General features: G+C 52.5%; 14 protein-coding genes. 3 read left to right on the forward strand and 11 right to left on the reverse strand.

Annotation, left to right across the window (positions count from 1 at the left end):
- Positions 1-6 precede the first annotated feature (6 nt).
- Both kdpA and kdpF read right to left on the reverse strand, forming a co-directional pair.
- Positions 7-1,701 (reverse strand): potassium-transporting ATPase subunit KdpA, encoded by a 1,695-nt coding sequence (gene kdpA, locus QOM10_RS20925; protein ID WP_116030509.1) that lies wholly within the window; start codon positions 1,699-1,701, stop codon positions 7-9.
- Between the two features lie 8 nt (positions 1,702-1,709).
- Positions 1,710-1,799 (reverse strand): K(+)-transporting ATPase subunit F, encoded by a 90-nt coding sequence (kdpF, locus tag QOM10_RS20930; protein WP_007899818.1) that lies wholly within the window; start codon positions 1,797-1,799, stop codon positions 1,710-1,712.
- 398 nt (positions 1,800-2,197) lie between these two features.
- On the opposite strand from kdpF, the gene eat reads away from it, so the two are divergent.
- The 3 genes from eat (at position 2,198) to QOM10_RS20945 (ending at position 4,551) form a co-directional block, all read left to right on the forward strand.
- Positions 2,198-3,562, forward strand: a complete 1,365-nt coding sequence (gene eat, locus QOM10_RS20935) for an ethanolamine permease (protein ID WP_160041325.1) — start codon at positions 2,198-2,200, stop codon at positions 3,560-3,562.
- A 129-nt stretch (positions 3,563-3,691) separates the two neighbouring features.
- Positions 3,692-3,859: a DUF2897 family protein gene (locus QOM10_RS20940; RefSeq protein WP_095120497.1), complete on the forward strand. Its 168-nt coding sequence runs from the start codon at positions 3,692-3,694 to the stop codon at positions 3,857-3,859.
- A gap of 137 nt (positions 3,860-3,996) precedes the next feature.
- The gene (locus QOM10_RS20945) at positions 3,997-4,551 is read left to right on the forward strand and encodes a TetR/AcrR family transcriptional regulator (RefSeq protein WP_150774846.1); all 555 of its coding nucleotides are present in this window, start codon (positions 3,997-3,999) and stop codon (positions 4,549-4,551) included.
- Here the strand turns inward: QOM10_RS20945 and fabF are convergent.
- From fabF to QOM10_RS20990, 9 genes are all read right to left on the reverse strand, one after another.
- Positions 4,548-5,822, reverse strand: a complete 1,275-nt coding sequence (gene fabF / locus QOM10_RS20950) for a beta-ketoacyl-ACP synthase II (protein WP_127929266.1) — start codon at positions 5,820-5,822, stop codon at positions 4,548-4,550. The two genes, QOM10_RS20945 and fabF, sit on opposite strands and share 4 nt — an antisense overlap.
- Positions 5,823-5,844: 22 nt before the next feature.
- Positions 5,845-6,648 (reverse strand): SDR family oxidoreductase, encoded by an 804-nt coding sequence (locus tag QOM10_RS20955; protein ID WP_316916886.1) that lies wholly within the window; start codon positions 6,646-6,648, stop codon positions 5,845-5,847.
- 211 nt (positions 6,649-6,859) lie between these two features.
- Positions 6,860-7,195: a helix-hairpin-helix domain-containing protein gene (locus tag QOM10_RS20960; protein ID WP_316916887.1), complete on the reverse strand. Its 336-nt coding sequence runs from the start codon at positions 7,193-7,195 to the stop codon at positions 6,860-6,862.
- 110 nt (positions 7,196-7,305) lie between these two features.
- Complete coding sequence (locus QOM10_RS20965; protein ID WP_160042566.1) at positions 7,306-9,300, reverse strand: polysaccharide biosynthesis protein; 1,995 nt, start codon at positions 9,298-9,300, stop codon at positions 7,306-7,308.
- 106 nt (positions 9,301-9,406) lie between these two features.
- Positions 9,407-10,435 (reverse strand): glycosyltransferase family 4 protein, encoded by a 1,029-nt coding sequence (locus QOM10_RS20970; RefSeq protein ID WP_316916888.1) that lies wholly within the window; start codon positions 10,433-10,435, stop codon positions 9,407-9,409.
- Positions 10,432-11,400, reverse strand: a complete 969-nt coding sequence (locus QOM10_RS20975) for an SDR family oxidoreductase (protein ID WP_316916889.1) — start codon at positions 11,398-11,400, stop codon at positions 10,432-10,434. Before QOM10_RS20975 ends, QOM10_RS20970 begins: the two co-directional genes overlap by 4 nt.
- Before the next feature lie 240 nt (positions 11,401-11,640).
- Positions 11,641-12,840 (reverse strand): glycosyltransferase, encoded by a 1,200-nt coding sequence (locus QOM10_RS20980; protein ID WP_316916890.1) that lies wholly within the window; start codon positions 12,838-12,840, stop codon positions 11,641-11,643.
- Complete coding sequence (locus QOM10_RS20985; protein ID WP_160041335.1) at positions 12,830-14,074, reverse strand: class I SAM-dependent methyltransferase; 1,245 nt, start codon at positions 14,072-14,074, stop codon at positions 12,830-12,832. Before QOM10_RS20985 ends, QOM10_RS20980 begins: the two co-directional genes overlap by 11 nt.
- Positions 14,075-14,084: 10 nt before the next feature.
- Positions 14,085-16,658, reverse strand: a complete 2,574-nt coding sequence (locus QOM10_RS20990; protein ID WP_316916891.1) for a glycosyltransferase family 2 protein — start codon at positions 16,656-16,658, stop codon at positions 14,085-14,087.
- Positions 16,659-16,660 lie beyond the last annotated feature (2 nt).

Here is a 16,660-nt window from a genome sequence, read left to right on the forward strand (position 1 = left end):
GATTCCTTAGAAGCCCATACTTAAATGTTCGGCAATCGGGCCGAGCGCCAGAGTCGGCAGAAAGGTCAGGCCGCCCACCAGCAAAATGGTCACGGTCAGCAGGGTCACGAACAGCGGGCCATGAGTCGGAAAGCTGTTCTGGCCGATCGGTGCGGTTTTCTTCATCGCCAGGCTGCCGGCCAGGGCCAGAACCGGGAGGATGTAACCGAAGCGGCCGATCAACATGCCCAGGCCCAGCATCAGGTTATGGAACGGCGTGTTCGCGCTCAGACCACCGAACGCCGAGCCGTTGTTGGCGCTCGCCGAGGTGTAGGCATACAGCAACTGGCTGAAACCGTGCGGGCCGGGGTTGCTGATGGTCGCCGCAGCACTGGGAACCGCGGCAGCAATCGCACCGAGCACCAGCACGCCAACCGGCATCACCAACAGGGTCACCACCAGCAATTGCACTTCCCGCGCCTGGAGTTTCTTGCCGAGGTATTCCGGGGTTCGCCCGATCATCAGACCGGCGAGGAACACCGCGATCAGCACGTTGAGCAACATGCCGTAGAGCCCGGCACCGACGCCGCCGAAGATCACTTCGCCAACCATCATGTTGACCAGCGCAACCATGCCGCTAAGCGGATTGAGGCTGTCGTGCATGCCGTTGACCGAGCCGTTCGAGGCCGCCGTCGTCGTCACCGACCAGAGCACGGTCGCAGTGGTGCCGAAGCGCGCTTCTTTACCTTCCAGCGGTGCCGTCTGTTCAACGGCAGCGTTGTTCAGAGTCGGGTTCGGTTGATATTCGGCCCACAGCGAGGTCGCGCCACCGATCAGGAACAGCGCCAGCATGCAGGCGATGATCGCGCGGCTCTGACGCAGGTCCTTGACGTAGTGGCCGAAGGTGAACACCAGCGCCACCGGAATCAGAATGATCGAAGCGACTTCGAACAAGTTGCTCCACGCGGTCGGGTTCTCGAACGGATGCGCCGAGTTGACGCCGAAGAAGCCACCACCGTTGGTGCCCAGTTGCTTGATCGCAATCTGACTGGCGGCCGGGCCAAGCGGGATCACTTGATCAACGCCCTGCATCGTCACTGCGTTCACATACTGCGCGAAGGTTTGCGGCACGCCCTGCCAGACCAGATACAGCGCCAGCAGCAGGCACAGCGGCAACAGGCCGTAGAGGGTGGCGCGGGTCATGTCGACCCAGAAGTTGCCGAGGGTTTTCGTCGATTTGCGGCCGATGCCACGGCACAGCGCGACCAGCACGGCGAGGCCGGTGGCGGCGCTGACGAAGTTCTGCACGGTGAGGCCGACCATCTGGCTCAGATAGCTGAGCGTCGCTTCACCGCTGTAGGACTGCCAGTTGGTATTGGTCATGAAACTGACCGCGGTGTTGAACGCCTGGGTCCATTCCTGGCCCGGCAGGTTCTGCGGGTTCAGCGGCAAGTGATCCTGGAACAACAGAATCGCGAACAGCAGCAGGAAACCGGCAAGGTTGAAGGCGAGCAGCGCCAGCGTGTACTTCTGCCAGCTCTGCTCAGCCTGCGGATCGACGCCGGCGATGCGGTAGCAACCGCGCTCGACCGGACCGAGAACCGGTGTCAGCCAGGTACGCTGACCTTCCATCACTTTGTAGTAGAAGCGCCCGAGGAACGGCGCCGGCAGCAAGACCACCGCAAAGAACGCGAGGATCAGCCAATAGTCATAACTGTGCATAGCCGCTCCTAGTTCCGATCCGCGCGCAACAGCGCAACCAACAGATAAATGAACAGCCCCACTGCCAACAGCAGTGACACCCCGTCCAGAACGCTCATGGAAGATCTCCGTGTTACGGCGTATTGCCGCGTGTGCAGGCATTGTCGGAAAGGAGGCTGTAAAGGAACGAGAGCGAGGGTGTTGGCTGTGCATAAAGAAAGCGTAAAGAGTGGGTTTATGCAGGCTTTACGGAGAGATTTTCTGACGTTAGTGCAGGCCCCATCGCGAGCAGGCTCACTCCTACAGTTGGGATGCGTTCCCCTGTAGGAGTGAGCCTGCTCGCGATAGCGTCAAAACAGGCAACACTGCACCCAACTGGCGCACAAAAAACGCTCACCCCGCTGCGAACATCCCCGATACGACAGCTTTCAACTCATTACGACTTGTTTCACAGCAATGGCACGCCCACTGCAAACGCCCTTCCCCGAGCTTTCCAAACCGTTCAGGGAGCAACCGCATGAACACACAACTCAAACCCACGCTGGGCACTTTGCACCTGTGGGGCATCGCCGTAGGGCTGGTGATTTCCGGGGAATACTTCGGCTGGAGTTATGGCTGGGGCGTGGCCGGAACGCTGGGTTTCCTGGTGACCTCGTTCATGGTCGCGACCATGTACACCTGCTTTATCTTCAGTTTCACCGAACTGACCACCGCGATTCCCCATGCGGGCGGGCCATTTGCCTACAGCCGCCGCGCCTTCGGTGAAAAAGGCGGATTGATTGCCGGCCTGGCCACGTTGATCGAATTCGTTTTCGCTCCGCCGGCCATTGCCCTGGCAATTGGCGCTTACCTCAATGTGCAGTTTCCGGCGCTCGACCCGAAACACGCAGCAGTCGGTGCCTATATCGTCTTTATGGGCCTGAACATCCTCGGTGTGAAACTGGCCGCGACCTTTGAGTTGATCGTCTGCGTATTGGCGGTAGCCGAGTTACTGGTATTCATGGGTGTGGTCGCGCCGGCGTTCAGCTTCAGCAACTTTGCGCTCAATGGCTGGGCGGGGTCGGATGTATTTGGCGCGCCGGCGATTGCCGGGATGTTCGCCGCGATTCCTTTCGCTATCTGGTTCTTCCTCGCCATCGAAGGCGCCGCCATGGCCGCCGAAGAAGCCAAAGACCCGAAGCGCACGATTCCCAAGGCCTACATCAGCGGCATCCTGACCCTGGTGTTGCTGGCGATGGGTGTGATGTTCTTTGCCGGTGGCGTCGGCGACTGGCGCACCCTGGCCAACATCAACGACCCGTTGCCGCAGGCGATGAAAACCGTGGTCGGCGACAACTCCGGCTGGCTGCACATGCTGGTATGGATCGGCCTGTTCGGTCTGGTGGCGAGTTTCCACGGAATCATTCTTGGCTACTCGCGGCAGTTCTTCGCCCTCGCCCGCGCCGGCTATCTTCCCGCTTCGCTGGCGAAACTCTCGCGCTTCCAGACGCCGCACCGGGCAATTATTGTCGGCGGCATCATCGGCATTGCCGCGATTTACAGCGACGGCCTGTTCAACCTCGGCGGCATGACCCTTACCGCCGCGATGATCACCATGGCCGTGTTCGGCGCCATCGTGATGTACATCATGAGCATGCTCAGCCTGTTCAAACTGCGTAAATCGGAACCCAATCTCGAGCGTACTTTCCGCGCGCCGTGCTATCCGTTGATTCCGCTGATTGCCTTGGTGCTGGCGGTGGTGTGTCTGGTGGCGATGGCGTGGTTCAACGCGTTGATCGGCTTGATCTTCCTTGGCTTCATGGCGGTCGGTTTCGGCTACTTCCTGCTGACCGGACAACTGCGTGCCGACGCACCGGCCGATGCGATGTTGACAGGTAATTGAGGGATTACGGGTGTACCGGGTGTAAGCGGCCTAGAATGGAACCACTGCGAGTTCACTTCGCTCAAAAGTGGTATGCAGCGTTGCACGGCGAAATCCTCGTCCGTCGACCTGCCATTAAGGAGAGCCGTTATGCCTTGGTATGCCTGGTTGATTCTGGTCGTTGCAATCGGCTCGATCGTGGGGGGATTGATGATGTTGCGCGACACCGCCAACAAGGTCGATCTGACCGATGAAGAACGCAAGCGCGTTGCCCAACGCAATGCCGAAGCGGACGCCAAAGACGCCCAAGACCGTTGAACACAACCCCGCCTGATCGGCGGGGTTTGTGCTTTTTATAGCCATTGGACCTATCCGCACGCTTTTAAGAAGTAGAAGTACAGTCACCATCTAATTTTCCTTGGTTAAGATGGGGACATTGTTGCGGAGAGTTCCAGATGCGTTATTCGCAGGACCATAAAGCCCAGACCCATCAGCGCATCATCAAGGAGGCTTCGGCACGCTTTCGCAAGGACGGAATCGGCGCTACAGGGTTGCAACCCTTGATGAAAGCGCTAGGGCTGACCCATGGCGGTTTCTATTCACATTTCAAGTCCAAGGACGAGTTGGTGGAGAAGGCCTTGCAGGAGGCCGGCAACCAGGTCGACGGGTTATGTGCCGAGATTTTTTCACAGGATAATCCGCTCGATGTCTTCATCGAGACGTATCTGTCCGAATGGCATCAAACGTCGCCCCATGAGGGCTGCCCGCTGCTGACCATTTCTTCCGAACTGGGGCTGCGCGGGCAACCGAGTCCCACCAGTGACGTCGTACTCAAGGCACGGCTGGAGCAGATCGAAAACAGCCTCGAAGGCGAGAACAGCGCCGATCGCGCCATCGTTATCATGTCGACTCTGGTCGGCGCGCTGCTGCTGTCACGCAGTGTCGCGGATACCGAGTTTGCTCAACGCATCCTCGATGTCACCCGCGATCATCTCAAGAACCGGGATTAAGCCTGCCAGCGCTTGAACAGCACGCTGGCGTTGACCCCGCCGAAGCCGAAACCGTTGGACAGTGCATATTCGATCGACATCGGCCGCGCCTGGCCATGAACAATGTCTACACCTGCGCTCGCCGGATCGGGATTGTCGAAATTCAAAGTCGGCGGCACCACCTGATCACGAATCGCCAATAGCGTGAAAATCGCTTCAAGCCCACCGGCAGCGCCGAGCAGATGACCTGTGGCCGATTTTGTTGACGTCACCGCGATTTTATTCTCTTCGCCGAAAACACTTTTGATCGCCGCCAATTCACCCAGATCCCCGACCGGGGTCGATGTGGCATGGGCGTTGAGGTGTTGCACCTGATCAGCAGCAATACCTGCCTGCGCCAAAGCCAATGTCATTGCCCGGCGCGCGCCGCTGCCATCCTCCGGCCCGGCCGTCAGGTGATAGGCATCGGCACTGGTGCCGTAACCGACCAGTTCCACCAACGGTGTCGCGCCACGAGCCAAGGCATGCTCCAGGGATTCGATCACCAAGAGGCCCGCGCCCTCGCCCATCACGAAGCCGTCACGCCCACTGTCGAACGGCCGCGAGGCGCGCTGCGGGGTGTCGTTGTAACCGCTGGACAGGGCCCGCGCTGCCGCGAATCCCGCCAGACTGACGCGGTCGATGCAGGCTTCCGCGCCGCCACACACGGCAATATCCGCTTCGCCGGCCCGGATCAGACGCGCGGCATCACCTATCGCTTGAACGCCGGCAGCACAGGCCGTCACCGGTGCACCCAGTGGCCCCTTCAGACCGTGCTGGATCGATACATGCCCGGCAGCCAGATTGACCAGGAAGGATGGAATAGTGAACGGTGACAAACGCCGCGGTCCACGGCTGTCAGTTGTGCGCACGGCGTCGGCAATCGCCCCGAAACCACCGACACCGGAACCGATGATCGTTGCGGTACGCTCTTGGCTTTTGCTATCTGAAGGGTGCCAGCCAGCCTGCTCCAGCGCCTGCCGGGCAGCTTCCATCGCGAACAGAATGAAGCGGTCCATCTTCTTCTGTTCCTTGGGTGGCGTGGCGCGATCCGGATCGAAACCTGCTTCAGCATCCTCTTCCAGCGTCGGCACTGCGCCGCCGACTCGCGTGGGCAAATCAGCAATCACTGAGTCCGGCAGATTACGCAGACCAGAGCGCCCGGCCAGCAAGCGCTGCCATACAACCTCGACATCGCTACCCAATGGAGAAACCAGGCCCATGCCCGTGACAACTATTCGACGCGAATCCATAACGTGGTGACCTCTGATCAATTCAATTGCCGGACTTGTAGCGTTGGGCCGCCGAACTGCGGGAAAGGTTCGGAGCCATCACATGGCGAGCAGCAACAAATGCCTGCCATTCGCCTGCGTCAGGCAGTGAAGGAATGGTGATCAACTCACCTTGGTCCAGACCGGCCAGCGCCGCATCGACCATCTCGCCCGCCTCCATGACCATTTCTGCCGGAATGCCACTGGCGTCAATACCGGAGCGCTCCCAGATTTCAGTGCGGGTCACACCCGGCAGCACGGCCTGGATCTGCACGCCGGTGCCTTCGAGTTCAGTGTTCAGCGACTGCGTCAGGCTCAGTACATAAGCTTTGCTGGCGCTATAGGTGGCGTTGAAGCGTTCCGGAAACAACGCCACCACCGAGGCGATATTGACGATCGTGCCACGACCGGCCTTGGCGAAACTGGCGGCGGCCGCCGATGCCAGGCGGGTGACGGCGGTGATGTTCAACTGGATCAGTCGCTCCAACTGGTCCAGGTCGGCGTTGGCCAGCAAACCGTCCGCCGCTACACCGGCGTTATTGACCAGCAAGCTGATGCTGGAATCGCTGCGCAGGCGTTGTTCCAGTTTGAGCACGTCATCCTTCTGCGTGAGATCGGCCTTGAGCACTTCAACCTGAACGCCATGGGCATCACGCAACTGACCCGCAGCACTCTCCAGACGGTCCTTGTCACGAGCAACCAGCAGCAGATCAAAACCACGCGCCGCAAGGCGCTGAGCGTAAATCGCACCGATACCCGACGATGCGCCGGTGACGAGAGCAGTACCTTTGGATTGTGCGGAATTCATGTAAGTGCTCCTGGAATGCTTGATGGGGAATCGTCATTGAGTCGCATAGGCTCAACGAACCGGCAAATTATTATAGGCATAATCCTGGCGCAATATGATAGCCGTAATTTTTAATCGTCCGACCGACGCCTTTTTCACGTCATCACGAGCCATGCATTGCGCTAAACAAAAAGGCCGGTCAATGACCGGCCTCTTGGCTTATACACTCAGCTTAGTTGACTTCCAGCTTGTCGCGATTGCGATCAAGAATCGCCTTACCGATACCTTTCACTTCCAGCAACTCATCCACCGATGAAAACGGCCCGTTTGTTTCTCGATATGCAACAATCGCCTTGGCCTTCGCTTCACCTACTCCGGCCAGCTCTTTTTGCAGCGTTGCCGCATCGGCATCGTTGAGATCGACTTTTGCGCTTTGTGCAGGTGCTGCTGTATCCATCACCAAAGGCGCTTTGGGTGACTCCGCTGGCGACAAGGGTGCGGCGATCGCGGCAATCGAAGCGCTGGCAAGGAAAGCAAAAATCAGAGAACAGAAGTAACCGGTACGCATTTTTGACGCTCCATCATCGTTTGAGAAAGCAGCTTTTCCGAAGCTGCTCTCCAAACGTAGGTCATGATGGGTGTATGTCAAAAATGCGAGCGTTACAGAATGTGAAACAATCAGGGTTCGAGACGGCGTTGCTGATAGATCCAGTCGACAATTTCGCCATCGGGGGTATAGCCGCTGACGGTGTCACGCAGCAACTGGCGAACGCGCGAATAATCATCCTGTTCGACGGCATCCAGCAAATCCGTCAAACGAAGCTTGAGCAAATCCCATGGCAAATGATCTTCGCTGGCACTCATGATCATCGGGTGCTCAGTCGCCAATACGTTATCGCCAATCAACAACTCTTCATAAAGCTTCTCGCCGGGGCGTAACCCGGTGAACTCGATCGAAATGTCGCCTTGCAGATTTTTTTCCGAACGCACGCTCAAACCGGACAAATGAATCATCTTCTTCGCCAGTTCGACAATTCTTACCGGTTCCCCCATATCGAGTACGAACACATCGCCGCCCTGCCCCATGGAACCGGCCTGAATCACTAGTTGCGCGGCTTCAGGGATAGTCATGAAGTAACGGGTAATCTTCGGATGGGTAACCGTCAGTGGCCCACCGGATTTGATCTGACTGTGGAATAGCGGAATGACCGAACCAGAAGAGCCCAGCACATTCCCGAAGCGAACCATCGTGAAGCGAGTCTTGTTGACTCGGGATACGTTGGATTTGTCACCGAATAGAACGGGGGCGATTTCTCGACTCAAGGCCTGAAGCGTCAGCTCGGCAAGTCGCTTGGTACTGCCCATGACGTTAGTGGGGCGAACAGCCTTGTCCGTGGAAATCAACACGAAATTGGACACACCCGATTGCAATGCAGCCTGGGCAGTATTAAGCGTCCCGATGACGTTATTGAGCACCCCTTCCGCAATGTTGTGTTCAACCATGGGCACGTGTTTATACGCGGCAGCATGATAAACAGTTTCAACATTCCAGGTCTTCATGACATCCAGCAATTTATGCGGATGACGAATGGAACCGAGTATTGGCAAGAGCTGGACCGACGCCGACTCCCGGTTTCCTCTTTGCTCCAGTTCCGAAAGTACGCTGTAAAGGTTGAATTCACTGTGGTCAAACAACAAAAGCCTGGTGGGGCCAAGCGAGTAAATCTGCCGGCAAAGCTCTGAGCCAATGGAACCGCCAGCGCCAGTAACCATTACCGTCTTGCCTGTGATACAGCGCTCAAGCAGATCCGGTTGTGCAGGTACCGAATCACGCCCCAACAGATCCGCGATATCCACTTCCTGAATATCCTCGACCTTGACTCGGCCACTGGCAAGGTCAGTGAAATTCGGAACACTGCGAATATGTAGCGGAAAACTCTCCAGAAGCGTGAGAATCTCCCGGCGACGTGCACGTGTCGACGACGGCAGCGCCAGAAGAATCTCCTGCGCACCTGTTTCATCGATCATCTGTTGAATGTGCTTGGGTTTATAGACCTGCAGCCCGGCAATTACCCGATCAGCAATGCTCGGATCGTCATCGATAAATGCCACCGGGCGCATGGTTCGCCCCATGCGCAATGCTGCGACCAATTGATTACCCGCGACGCCTGCCCCATAGACTGCAACTTTGATAAGGCTATCGTCACGACTGGAAAACGGAACGTGTTGAGCGCCGGCGAACCAGTCACCCATGAAATACTGACGCATGCACAACCGCAAGCCGCCGATGATGACAAGGCTTAGCCACCAGTAATTGAAGACAATCGAACGCGGGACTACTGCCTCGTGGTTGCTATACCAATAGACAACCAGCGCCAGAATCAATGCGGACAGACTGACCGCTTTGATAATAGCGACCAGCGCATCGTTGCCGAAATAGCGCATGACCGCACGATACATGCCAAAGCGAATGAACAAGGGAATCGCAACAATAGGTGCACATACAAAAAGCCAGAAATGCACCTTGAAAGGGTTGTACATATCGTCCAGGCCCAAGCGAACGATAAAGGCCAGCCACAACGCGGCCCAGACGAGCACGATGTCTGTGGCAACCTGAAGCAGTCTCTTGCGGCGCCGGGGAAGGCCTAACAGGTACTCTCTGATTTTATCCATAAACCCTTCAATTACCTTGATCACTCCTTTGAGCAGCACTCTCCATCGTGCCGGCTCAACGGCATTTCGTGATCACTCTAAACCTAAATGACCTGGCAATTACTGCTTAGTTCTTGACCACCGGAATCTCGAGATCTCCGGCGTGAAACTTTATTGCCAAAGCGATCAATGGAATGTAAGCCAAAAGCACACCCGAAGCACCGTCCAAACCGAGGCTCGTGACACAAAAGGCAATGGGCAACAGCCAGAACAGATTGATCACGCCGACCGCAACAGTGACCGGTAAGTGTTTGCCAAAGCGACGTGAAGCGAACTGGTAGCCATGACTACGATGTGCTTCATAGATCTTTTCTCCTCTCAGCATGCGATGAAACAGCGTGTACGTAGCGTCGACAATGAACACACCAAGCAAAATCATCCAGGCCCAGAGCATCGGTGCGCTCACCCATGCCGCCTGCAGAGACAATCCGCCAAGGACGATGCCCAGAAACCCACTGCCAGCGTCGCCCATGAATATCCGTGCCGGAGGGAAGTTCCAGTATAGAAAGCCGCCAACGGCAGCAGCGAGCAACAAAGGCGCCCAGATCAGATTCTCCAATCCCGACAACCAGTAAAGCAGACACGCACCGACGCAGGCACAAATCGCTTCTACACTGGCGATTCCGTCAATGCCGTCCATGAAGTTGTAAAGATTTAGTAGCCACACAAGATAAAAAGCACCCAGCACAAAGCCCAGCCAACCCAGCTCGATCGAAGTACCGAACAACTCAACGGGTGGCATGCCCCCTATCCACCCCAACAACCACAAAGCTGAAGCAAAATGCCCCAATAATCGCCATCGCGCGGCGATATGCCCGTGATCATCCATGAATCCAATCAGGGCAATGGCAGCACCGCCACCTGCCATTGCGAAAAAAAACCGGGCGGAAATCAAATCCGTGAAAAACAGAAAACCCAGGGACAAGATAAATGCAACAACAATCGCTACACCGCCACCGCGTGGCGTAGCCACAACATGAGAGCTGCGTGCATTGGGAACATCTATCAGACTCCGAGATATCGCATACCGGCGCAAAACAGCAGTCAGCAAAAAAGAAATACCGAAAACCAATGGAATGAAATATCCGTAACTCATCTTTTGCGAGACTCCAGAAAATGCTCGGCCGTTGCCTTCAAACCCTCATCCAGGGTGAAGGGCGGACGCCAGCCTAACAACTCTCGGTTCTTCTTGATATCGACCTGTAGCGAGCCGAAAAGCCGCTGAGCGACTGCACCTCGCCCCACCAGTCTAGCGAAGAACTTCAATAGCGAAACAGGAACGGGTATGAGCCAGGTTTTTCTACCCAAGAAAGTCAGAAGACGTTGCATCAATTGGGTTGTAGAAACATCTTCATCATCACTGACCAGAAACACTTGGTTTGCGGCACGAGGATGATCGACACACGTAGTGACCAAATCAACGACGTTATTGAGGGAAACGAGACTTCGCAGGTTGTGAACAGATCCGAAAGGCATTGGAATGCCCTTCGTGAGCCAGTGCATCATTTGACGAAAGTTCGCACTTACACCTGGACCATAAATTAGTACCGGGCGGATGATTACAACTTCTATTGCGCCTGTCTGGGCAAGCTGCATTAGTTGTTGCTCTGCTTCGTATTTGGAGATCCCATAAGCATCAGACGGGAGCGGAGTGTCGCTGGCACTAAAGGCATGGCCGAGCAGAGTAGCTTCGCCATTAACCTTGATAGAACTAATATAGATGAACCTTTTGGCACCGGCCGCGACGGCCTGCCGTGCCAGACAAAGTGTTCCTCTGACATTAACCGCGCGAAACTCTTCAATCGATTGTGCCGAGTCTTCTTGCATGACATGAACTCGCGCCGCAGCATGTACAACAACATCCACACCAGTTAGAGACTCGCGCCAGTCGGTATCGCCACCGATATCTGATACACGAGTAACCTTTACTATTTCTGGTAACTTATCACTGACATTACGGAGTGGAGCCACCACGGAAATATCTGGAAAAGTGACAAAATGCTGAACCAAGGACCTTCCAAGGAATCCTGTCGCACCGGTGACAAGTATTTTTTTTGGCATTTTTAACCGATTCGGGGGGAGCAGAGCCTCAATTTATCACGAAAAGCGTGCAGGAGAAATTACTGTAACGCGTGCTCAGAAGATTCTGACAAGCTTATAACGTAGGGATTTGGAGGCCGACACGCGCAACCTCATACTGTGTGCGTGCGACCATGATGAACTGTGCAGCATCAAACGAAGCGAGGACTACTCGTGATGTAGACGCGCTCCATTAATCCTGCCGGGATATTGCACCAACAATTAGCGCTTTTTGTTCGGAGTAAAAACCCGAAATATTTTTTTGAGGGCACGGAAAAGGGTGAGTTTTATACCACCTTCATACATGGAGATCTCAACCAACAACCAATAATGTGTCAAGCTTCTGACAAACTTATCCCAGAGAGAACTATGAATAGGCAATGTTTTACTATTGCTCAGCAGTCGTGCACCCTGCTGAAAAAGAGTAGCCCACTGAGTTGCAACAACAACGATATCAAATCTGCTATGCACGTCATTGTACGCCCGATCAGCAATAGCCAACCTTTGCTGATCATCATCCAAATAACGCTCGATCGCTGCTATCCAACATTCGGCGACATTGTCATTTATTAGCAAGCCAGTAACTCCATCTACGACCGAATCAATGTAGCTTTCAGAGTCGGTATATATTCCTGCACAACGAAATGCGGAATATTCTCGGTACTTGTTATTTGTTTTATACCTGTTGGATGTTTTGTCCCCCAACGGCGCTAAACCGATTTTCCAACCCCGCTGCTCCTGAAACGCAATATATTCAGCATAGCTGCTCATATGCCCAAAAAACCTTACCCTGGAACATTGCTCCAACCACTTCGGAAGACAGCCGACAAACTCAAAAACCACATCACTCCTTTTCGCAAGAAAATATGGAATGACATCCTTGAGCACTTCCAAATCGGCATCACGTGATGGGCTTCCGGCAAAACCGATCCGATACTCGGAGGTCGCCTCGATATCGTCAGATCGCAGTAATGAGAAGTCAAAAAAAGCGGGGAGAAGTACCGTATTACGATTTTTCGGAAGTATAAATTCCCTAAGTGCAACTGAATTAGTGATTACAACATTTGCTTTTTCAACTGCGAATTTTAGCGATCGCCGAATAATCGGATGCTGATAGTATTTCGCTAAAGCCGTATCACCCTCTATCAACCAAAAATTATCATCAATATAATAGAAATAAGGAATATTACTGCGTCTCAAACACTGCATCCAGGAGATAGCAACCGGATCGGCCGTCCTCACAAACAAAGGCAGTGCATTACTTGAGAGAACCTGTTCATCAAGCTCAGTGAGATAGACCTTCTTATATCTAACGCTCAGGCTTGAGCATTCGGACAGTAGCTGTTCAGTTAACTGAGTTGTCGCGATATCCGCTTCGACAATCAGCAGAACGTCAACATTGTAATCAGCATCATTCATCATTTAAAAAACATACGTAGGGAACTAATTTAGTGGAGCGAAGAGGCCAACGAGGCGCAATTGAACACTCCACGACTTTGACACCGACACTCAAGTCACGAACGAAAAAACGAATAAAAGCTAAATCTTCCTGCCTGAGTGTCTTATCGATAGAAAAACCAACTACACCAAGCGTGCTTACTCCCGAAAGCGTTTCTGATGAATTCCATATGACATTATGACTTTTGTCCACCAACTCGACGCCCAGTCGTCCTTCCTGAGTATCTGTCGCCAGGTATACACATACAGAAATAGAGTTATACTCACCACTGCCACTTACCTGATATTCAACATACCCTTCTCTTGGTATGTTTTTACCGACTCGATAATCTCTTGGCTCGCGAGAAGAGTAGTTAGCGACCAGGTATTCATCAAAATGTTTCAGATGCAATTCTGGTAGATCTGGACCCGATATCAGTAACCCAATCAGCTTTTCGTTCCGAAGCAGTTTTCGCTCACACTCAGCAATATAGTCATACTGCTCTCGCAACCTCTCACCTAAAACTTCCTCCGCATATGCAACAGTAGAAAATTTCTCTTCTCCAGATATCTCGGCATCAGCGCGGGATTTCTGCAGTGCGGGCGTATCGAAAAATGGATAACTATCCAGTTTTTCAGTCAACGCAAAGTAATCAGGTTCGTTGTCTTCCTTCCAAACAACCAGATGATATACAACCTGGTGGCAAACATCAGTCAGGTGTTGGCGTAATTCTCTTAGACAAGAAGCGTCCATACTATTAAATCTTGGAAAATAAAAAAACTCCATCCGCAACAGTCGAATTTCCAATCCAGGATTCGAGTTATCAGATTGCGACAGCCCCCATGTGACTGCGTGAGGATGGTAGTATTCTTTTTTATCTATAGGTGCCCAAGGACAACTCGTCCAAAATCTGGGAGTATGCTCATTAAACACTTGGAGATGATACGGATTGGCTAAGTTAAGCTTCTGCTCGTAGTAGGGTGCGACAATACAAATTTGAGCTTTATGCTTACATACACGATAAAGCTCTCTCATTGTAAACGTTAGATCTGAGACGTGCTCCAAACTATGAGCCGCATGCACAAGCTCAATAGAATCTTCCTTGAATGGCAACGGCTTATCAAGATCCGCTACCACTTGAACACCCGGCAACGGGAATCTGTCGACACCGACAAATCCCGGCAAGCCATTCGGCCCACAGCCTAGATCTAACTTCATCGCAAGCCCCCTACATAGTCAAAAACTCAACGAAGGGATATACCGGAAGACGCTTTAAACCGGCAAAGCGGTACCTAACCAGTTCAAACATATACACAGGGTGAGATGTTCGAGCAAAGACGCGAAGTTTACAATCAGCCGACATACCCCCGGCTATATAACTAATATCGAATTCAACCGGCACCGATAGATCTACCGTATTTAACGATACAACTTTATGGAGGACTATCGCTCCAGACGCACCCACAACTTCAATACCGATCAATCCATCCTGAAGCCCATCAGTAGCGAACGCCAACGAAATTGATCTGATATTAGCAGAAGCATTTATTTCATACTCCAGGTAGGGAACATCATGTAGCGACCTGGACAACTCCAGAATTATATCTGTATTCGTTTCCTTAACCACCCGAGAGAAATTTTTCATCCCCCCGAACTCTGGCATCAGACTTTCCCACAAATCATGTTTCCGAGCCATAAAGCCCAAGCGCTTGGAAACAGAAGTTGCTTGCCTCAGTCTAGCCAACTCTTCCAGACTCTCAATCAGCTTGCGCGGATCCCTTATCAAATCATTGCCGAGAACAGAAATGTTCCCAACATGATTTCTGGGTATTAGCTTCATCCTGCTTTCTACAGTCGTAAACCCATTAAATGCACTAGAACTAGAGATCGACTCAAGAACCTTACAACTAATAGTTCCCGAAAAACTATCCTGGCAGAATTTCTGATTATTACGCTTGACAGCTGAAAATTCGGAAACATCCAAGCCATTCAACATGTCGTACCAAGAGCTAGCGCTAAATGGCGAAGAGACTACATAACCGATACCAAGCTTTTTAACTTCGGAATATGGAAAATAATCAGGTACCACAAGCACCGCATTTAAAACATTTGCGGACATAGCCACATTCATCGTTTTGTATTTATTATTAATCGAATCACTTGGCGCATGGATAAGGATATCCGGACTGTATCTGGAAATTTGTAAAAGAGCAGTTTCCCAGTTAATCTCAAACGGCAGAGTCACCAACTCAAGTCCTTCATGCCGTTTAAAATCTTCTAAAAAGCCTACGCTGGCCCCCCCTACAATTAGCTGAACACGCCTACCTGATTCAATAAATTGTAGTAAAGCTGGCAACATGACGTTTTGCAGCGCGGACAGTCGATGACTCCCGCCTGCGAATGCTATTACCAACTGGTCGCGCTCAGCGGCCGGTTCAGCAGTAATAATTTTCAGATTCTGAAATGAAGGTGGAAATAGCTCTACATTGGAATGAATACGGTGTTCTTTCAAATACTCTTGTAGAGGCAGTGTACTACTCAAAACTCCCGCAAAATCCTGGAGTTTAGTACGCAGAGTTTCTTTGCTAAAATCTTCGGTGAAGCTCATCTCCTTACTCTCCTGAAGAAGAGTGAGGTTATCATCGATAAAATAATAGCAAGGGATTTGCATGCTTTTCGCAGCATTGACCCATTCGGCAAATGCGTCCAACTGCCTAACAAATATAATACAGCTGGCGTGAGTAATTTCGAGGATTGAACCGATCCCTGAATGAACTACGCGCACTCGGCTCTTCCACTCATCTGGCAAAAAATCAAAAGTCACAGTCGTGCTGGCATCGTGATTAGACGTAACGACTAAAATCCTTCGATTATCTTCTGAGGTTATTAAAGAGTTACTAATTTTGAAGGTGCTTCTCGTTCGCGCATGCGCAACTGCCATTTCTTTTACAGAAACAGACGTACAATAAGACATACTTTCCGACAAACTGAAAACATCATTCTCTTCATAGTTTTCTGGTCGTAAGGACGAATCGCGTTCGTGCCTGATTCTATCTTCAGCGGCCCAACTGTCTAACGCATATGTCTTGCCAAGGCTGTCATTGGTCGCAGGACCGCCTACCTCTCCAACACAAATATCAACATAACGCAAAATGTACTTTCTTGAAATTCTCCGCCACAAATCCCAATCACAAATACGCGTCATCAGAATATGTGGATCATACAAACCGATATCATCCAATATAAAGCGAGGCACTAAAACCGCATTATTCGCGACACAGTTTCCACTATTGATATTGCTATTGGACAATCCAGACCCCAAGTGTACCACTTGCTCTTCGTCGGTCCCGAATTGGGTAAACTTCATCGCAACTGAACCGTACACTACTTGATCAGGTGTCTTCTGGGCATGTAGGTATAATTCGCTCAGCGCCTCAGGAAAGAATATGTCATCGTCAAACGCAAATGCAATGTAGCGACCGCGCGACTTAGAGTACGCCTCATACTCCGAAATCGCAGGAAGGCCGATATTCTCCACATGACGAAGACAGCTTACCCGTCCATCCTTTTGCATGAACTCTGCAATAATATCGGCACTGCCATCGGTACTCGCATCGTCCACGATAATCAATTCGAGCTCAGCCAGTGTCTGGCTTAAAACTGATTCGATTGCCTTACGAAACTTCCCACTCTTTGCCCGGCGAAAAGTAGGCAGAAGAACGGAGACGATTGGAAGCGGACCACTATTGTAGGAACTACCAGGCAACCACTGAGTTTCGCGAATGAGCTCTTTGACTTTCATGT

The sequence above is a fragment of the Pseudomonas sp. P108 genome, from assembly GCF_032613195.1.
In the GTDB taxonomy this organism is placed as follows: domain Bacteria; phylum Pseudomonadota; class Gammaproteobacteria; order Pseudomonadales; family Pseudomonadaceae; genus Aquipseudomonas.

What these genes read in the sequence shown, in the direction of transcription:
- eat (WP_160041325.1), top strand. Translation starts at nt 2,198, where the DNA reads ATGAACACACAACTCAAACCCACGCTGGGCACTTTGCACCTGTGGGGC.
- QOM10_RS20985 (WP_160041335.1), bottom strand. Translation starts at nt 14,074, where the DNA reads ATGAAGTTAGATCTAGGCTGTGGGCCGAATGGCTTGCCGGGATTTGTC.
- QOM10_RS20980 (WP_316916890.1), bottom strand. Translation starts at nt 12,840, where the DNA reads ATGATGAATGATGCTGATTACAATGTTGACGTTCTGCTGATTGTCGAA.
- QOM10_RS20955 (WP_316916886.1), bottom strand. Translation starts at nt 6,648, where the DNA reads ATGAATTCCGCACAATCCAAAGGTACTGCTCTCGTCACCGGCGCATCG.
- QOM10_RS20945 (WP_150774846.1), top strand. Translation starts at nt 3,997, where the DNA reads ATGCGTTATTCGCAGGACCATAAAGCCCAGACCCATCAGCGCATCATC.
- fabF (WP_127929266.1), bottom strand. Translation starts at nt 5,822, where the DNA reads ATGGATTCGCGTCGAATAGTTGTCACGGGCATGGGCCTGGTTTCTCCA.
- QOM10_RS20975 (WP_316916889.1), bottom strand. Translation starts at nt 11,400, where the DNA reads ATGCCAAAAAAAATACTTGTCACCGGTGCGACAGGATTCCTTGGAAGG.
- QOM10_RS20970 (WP_316916888.1), bottom strand. Translation starts at nt 10,435, where the DNA reads ATGAGTTACGGATATTTCATTCCATTGGTTTTCGGTATTTCTTTTTTG.
- QOM10_RS20965 (WP_160042566.1), bottom strand. Translation starts at nt 9,300, where the DNA reads ATGGATAAAATCAGAGAGTACCTGTTAGGCCTTCCCCGGCGCCGCAAG.
- QOM10_RS20960 (WP_316916887.1), bottom strand. Translation starts at nt 7,195, where the DNA reads ATGCGTACCGGTTACTTCTGTTCTCTGATTTTTGCTTTCCTTGCCAGC.
- QOM10_RS20990 (WP_316916891.1), bottom strand. Translation starts at nt 16,658, where the DNA reads ATGAAAGTCAAAGAGCTCATTCGCGAAACTCAGTGGTTGCCTGGTAGT.
- QOM10_RS20940 (WP_095120497.1), top strand. Translation starts at nt 3,692, where the DNA reads ATGCCTTGGTATGCCTGGTTGATTCTGGTCGTTGCAATCGGCTCGATC.
- kdpA (WP_116030509.1), bottom strand. Translation starts at nt 1,701, where the DNA reads ATGCACAGTTATGACTATTGGCTGATCCTCGCGTTCTTTGCGGTGGTC.
- kdpF (WP_007899818.1), bottom strand. Translation starts at nt 1,799, where the DNA reads ATGAGCGTTCTGGACGGGGTGTCACTGCTGTTGGCAGTGGGGCTGTTC.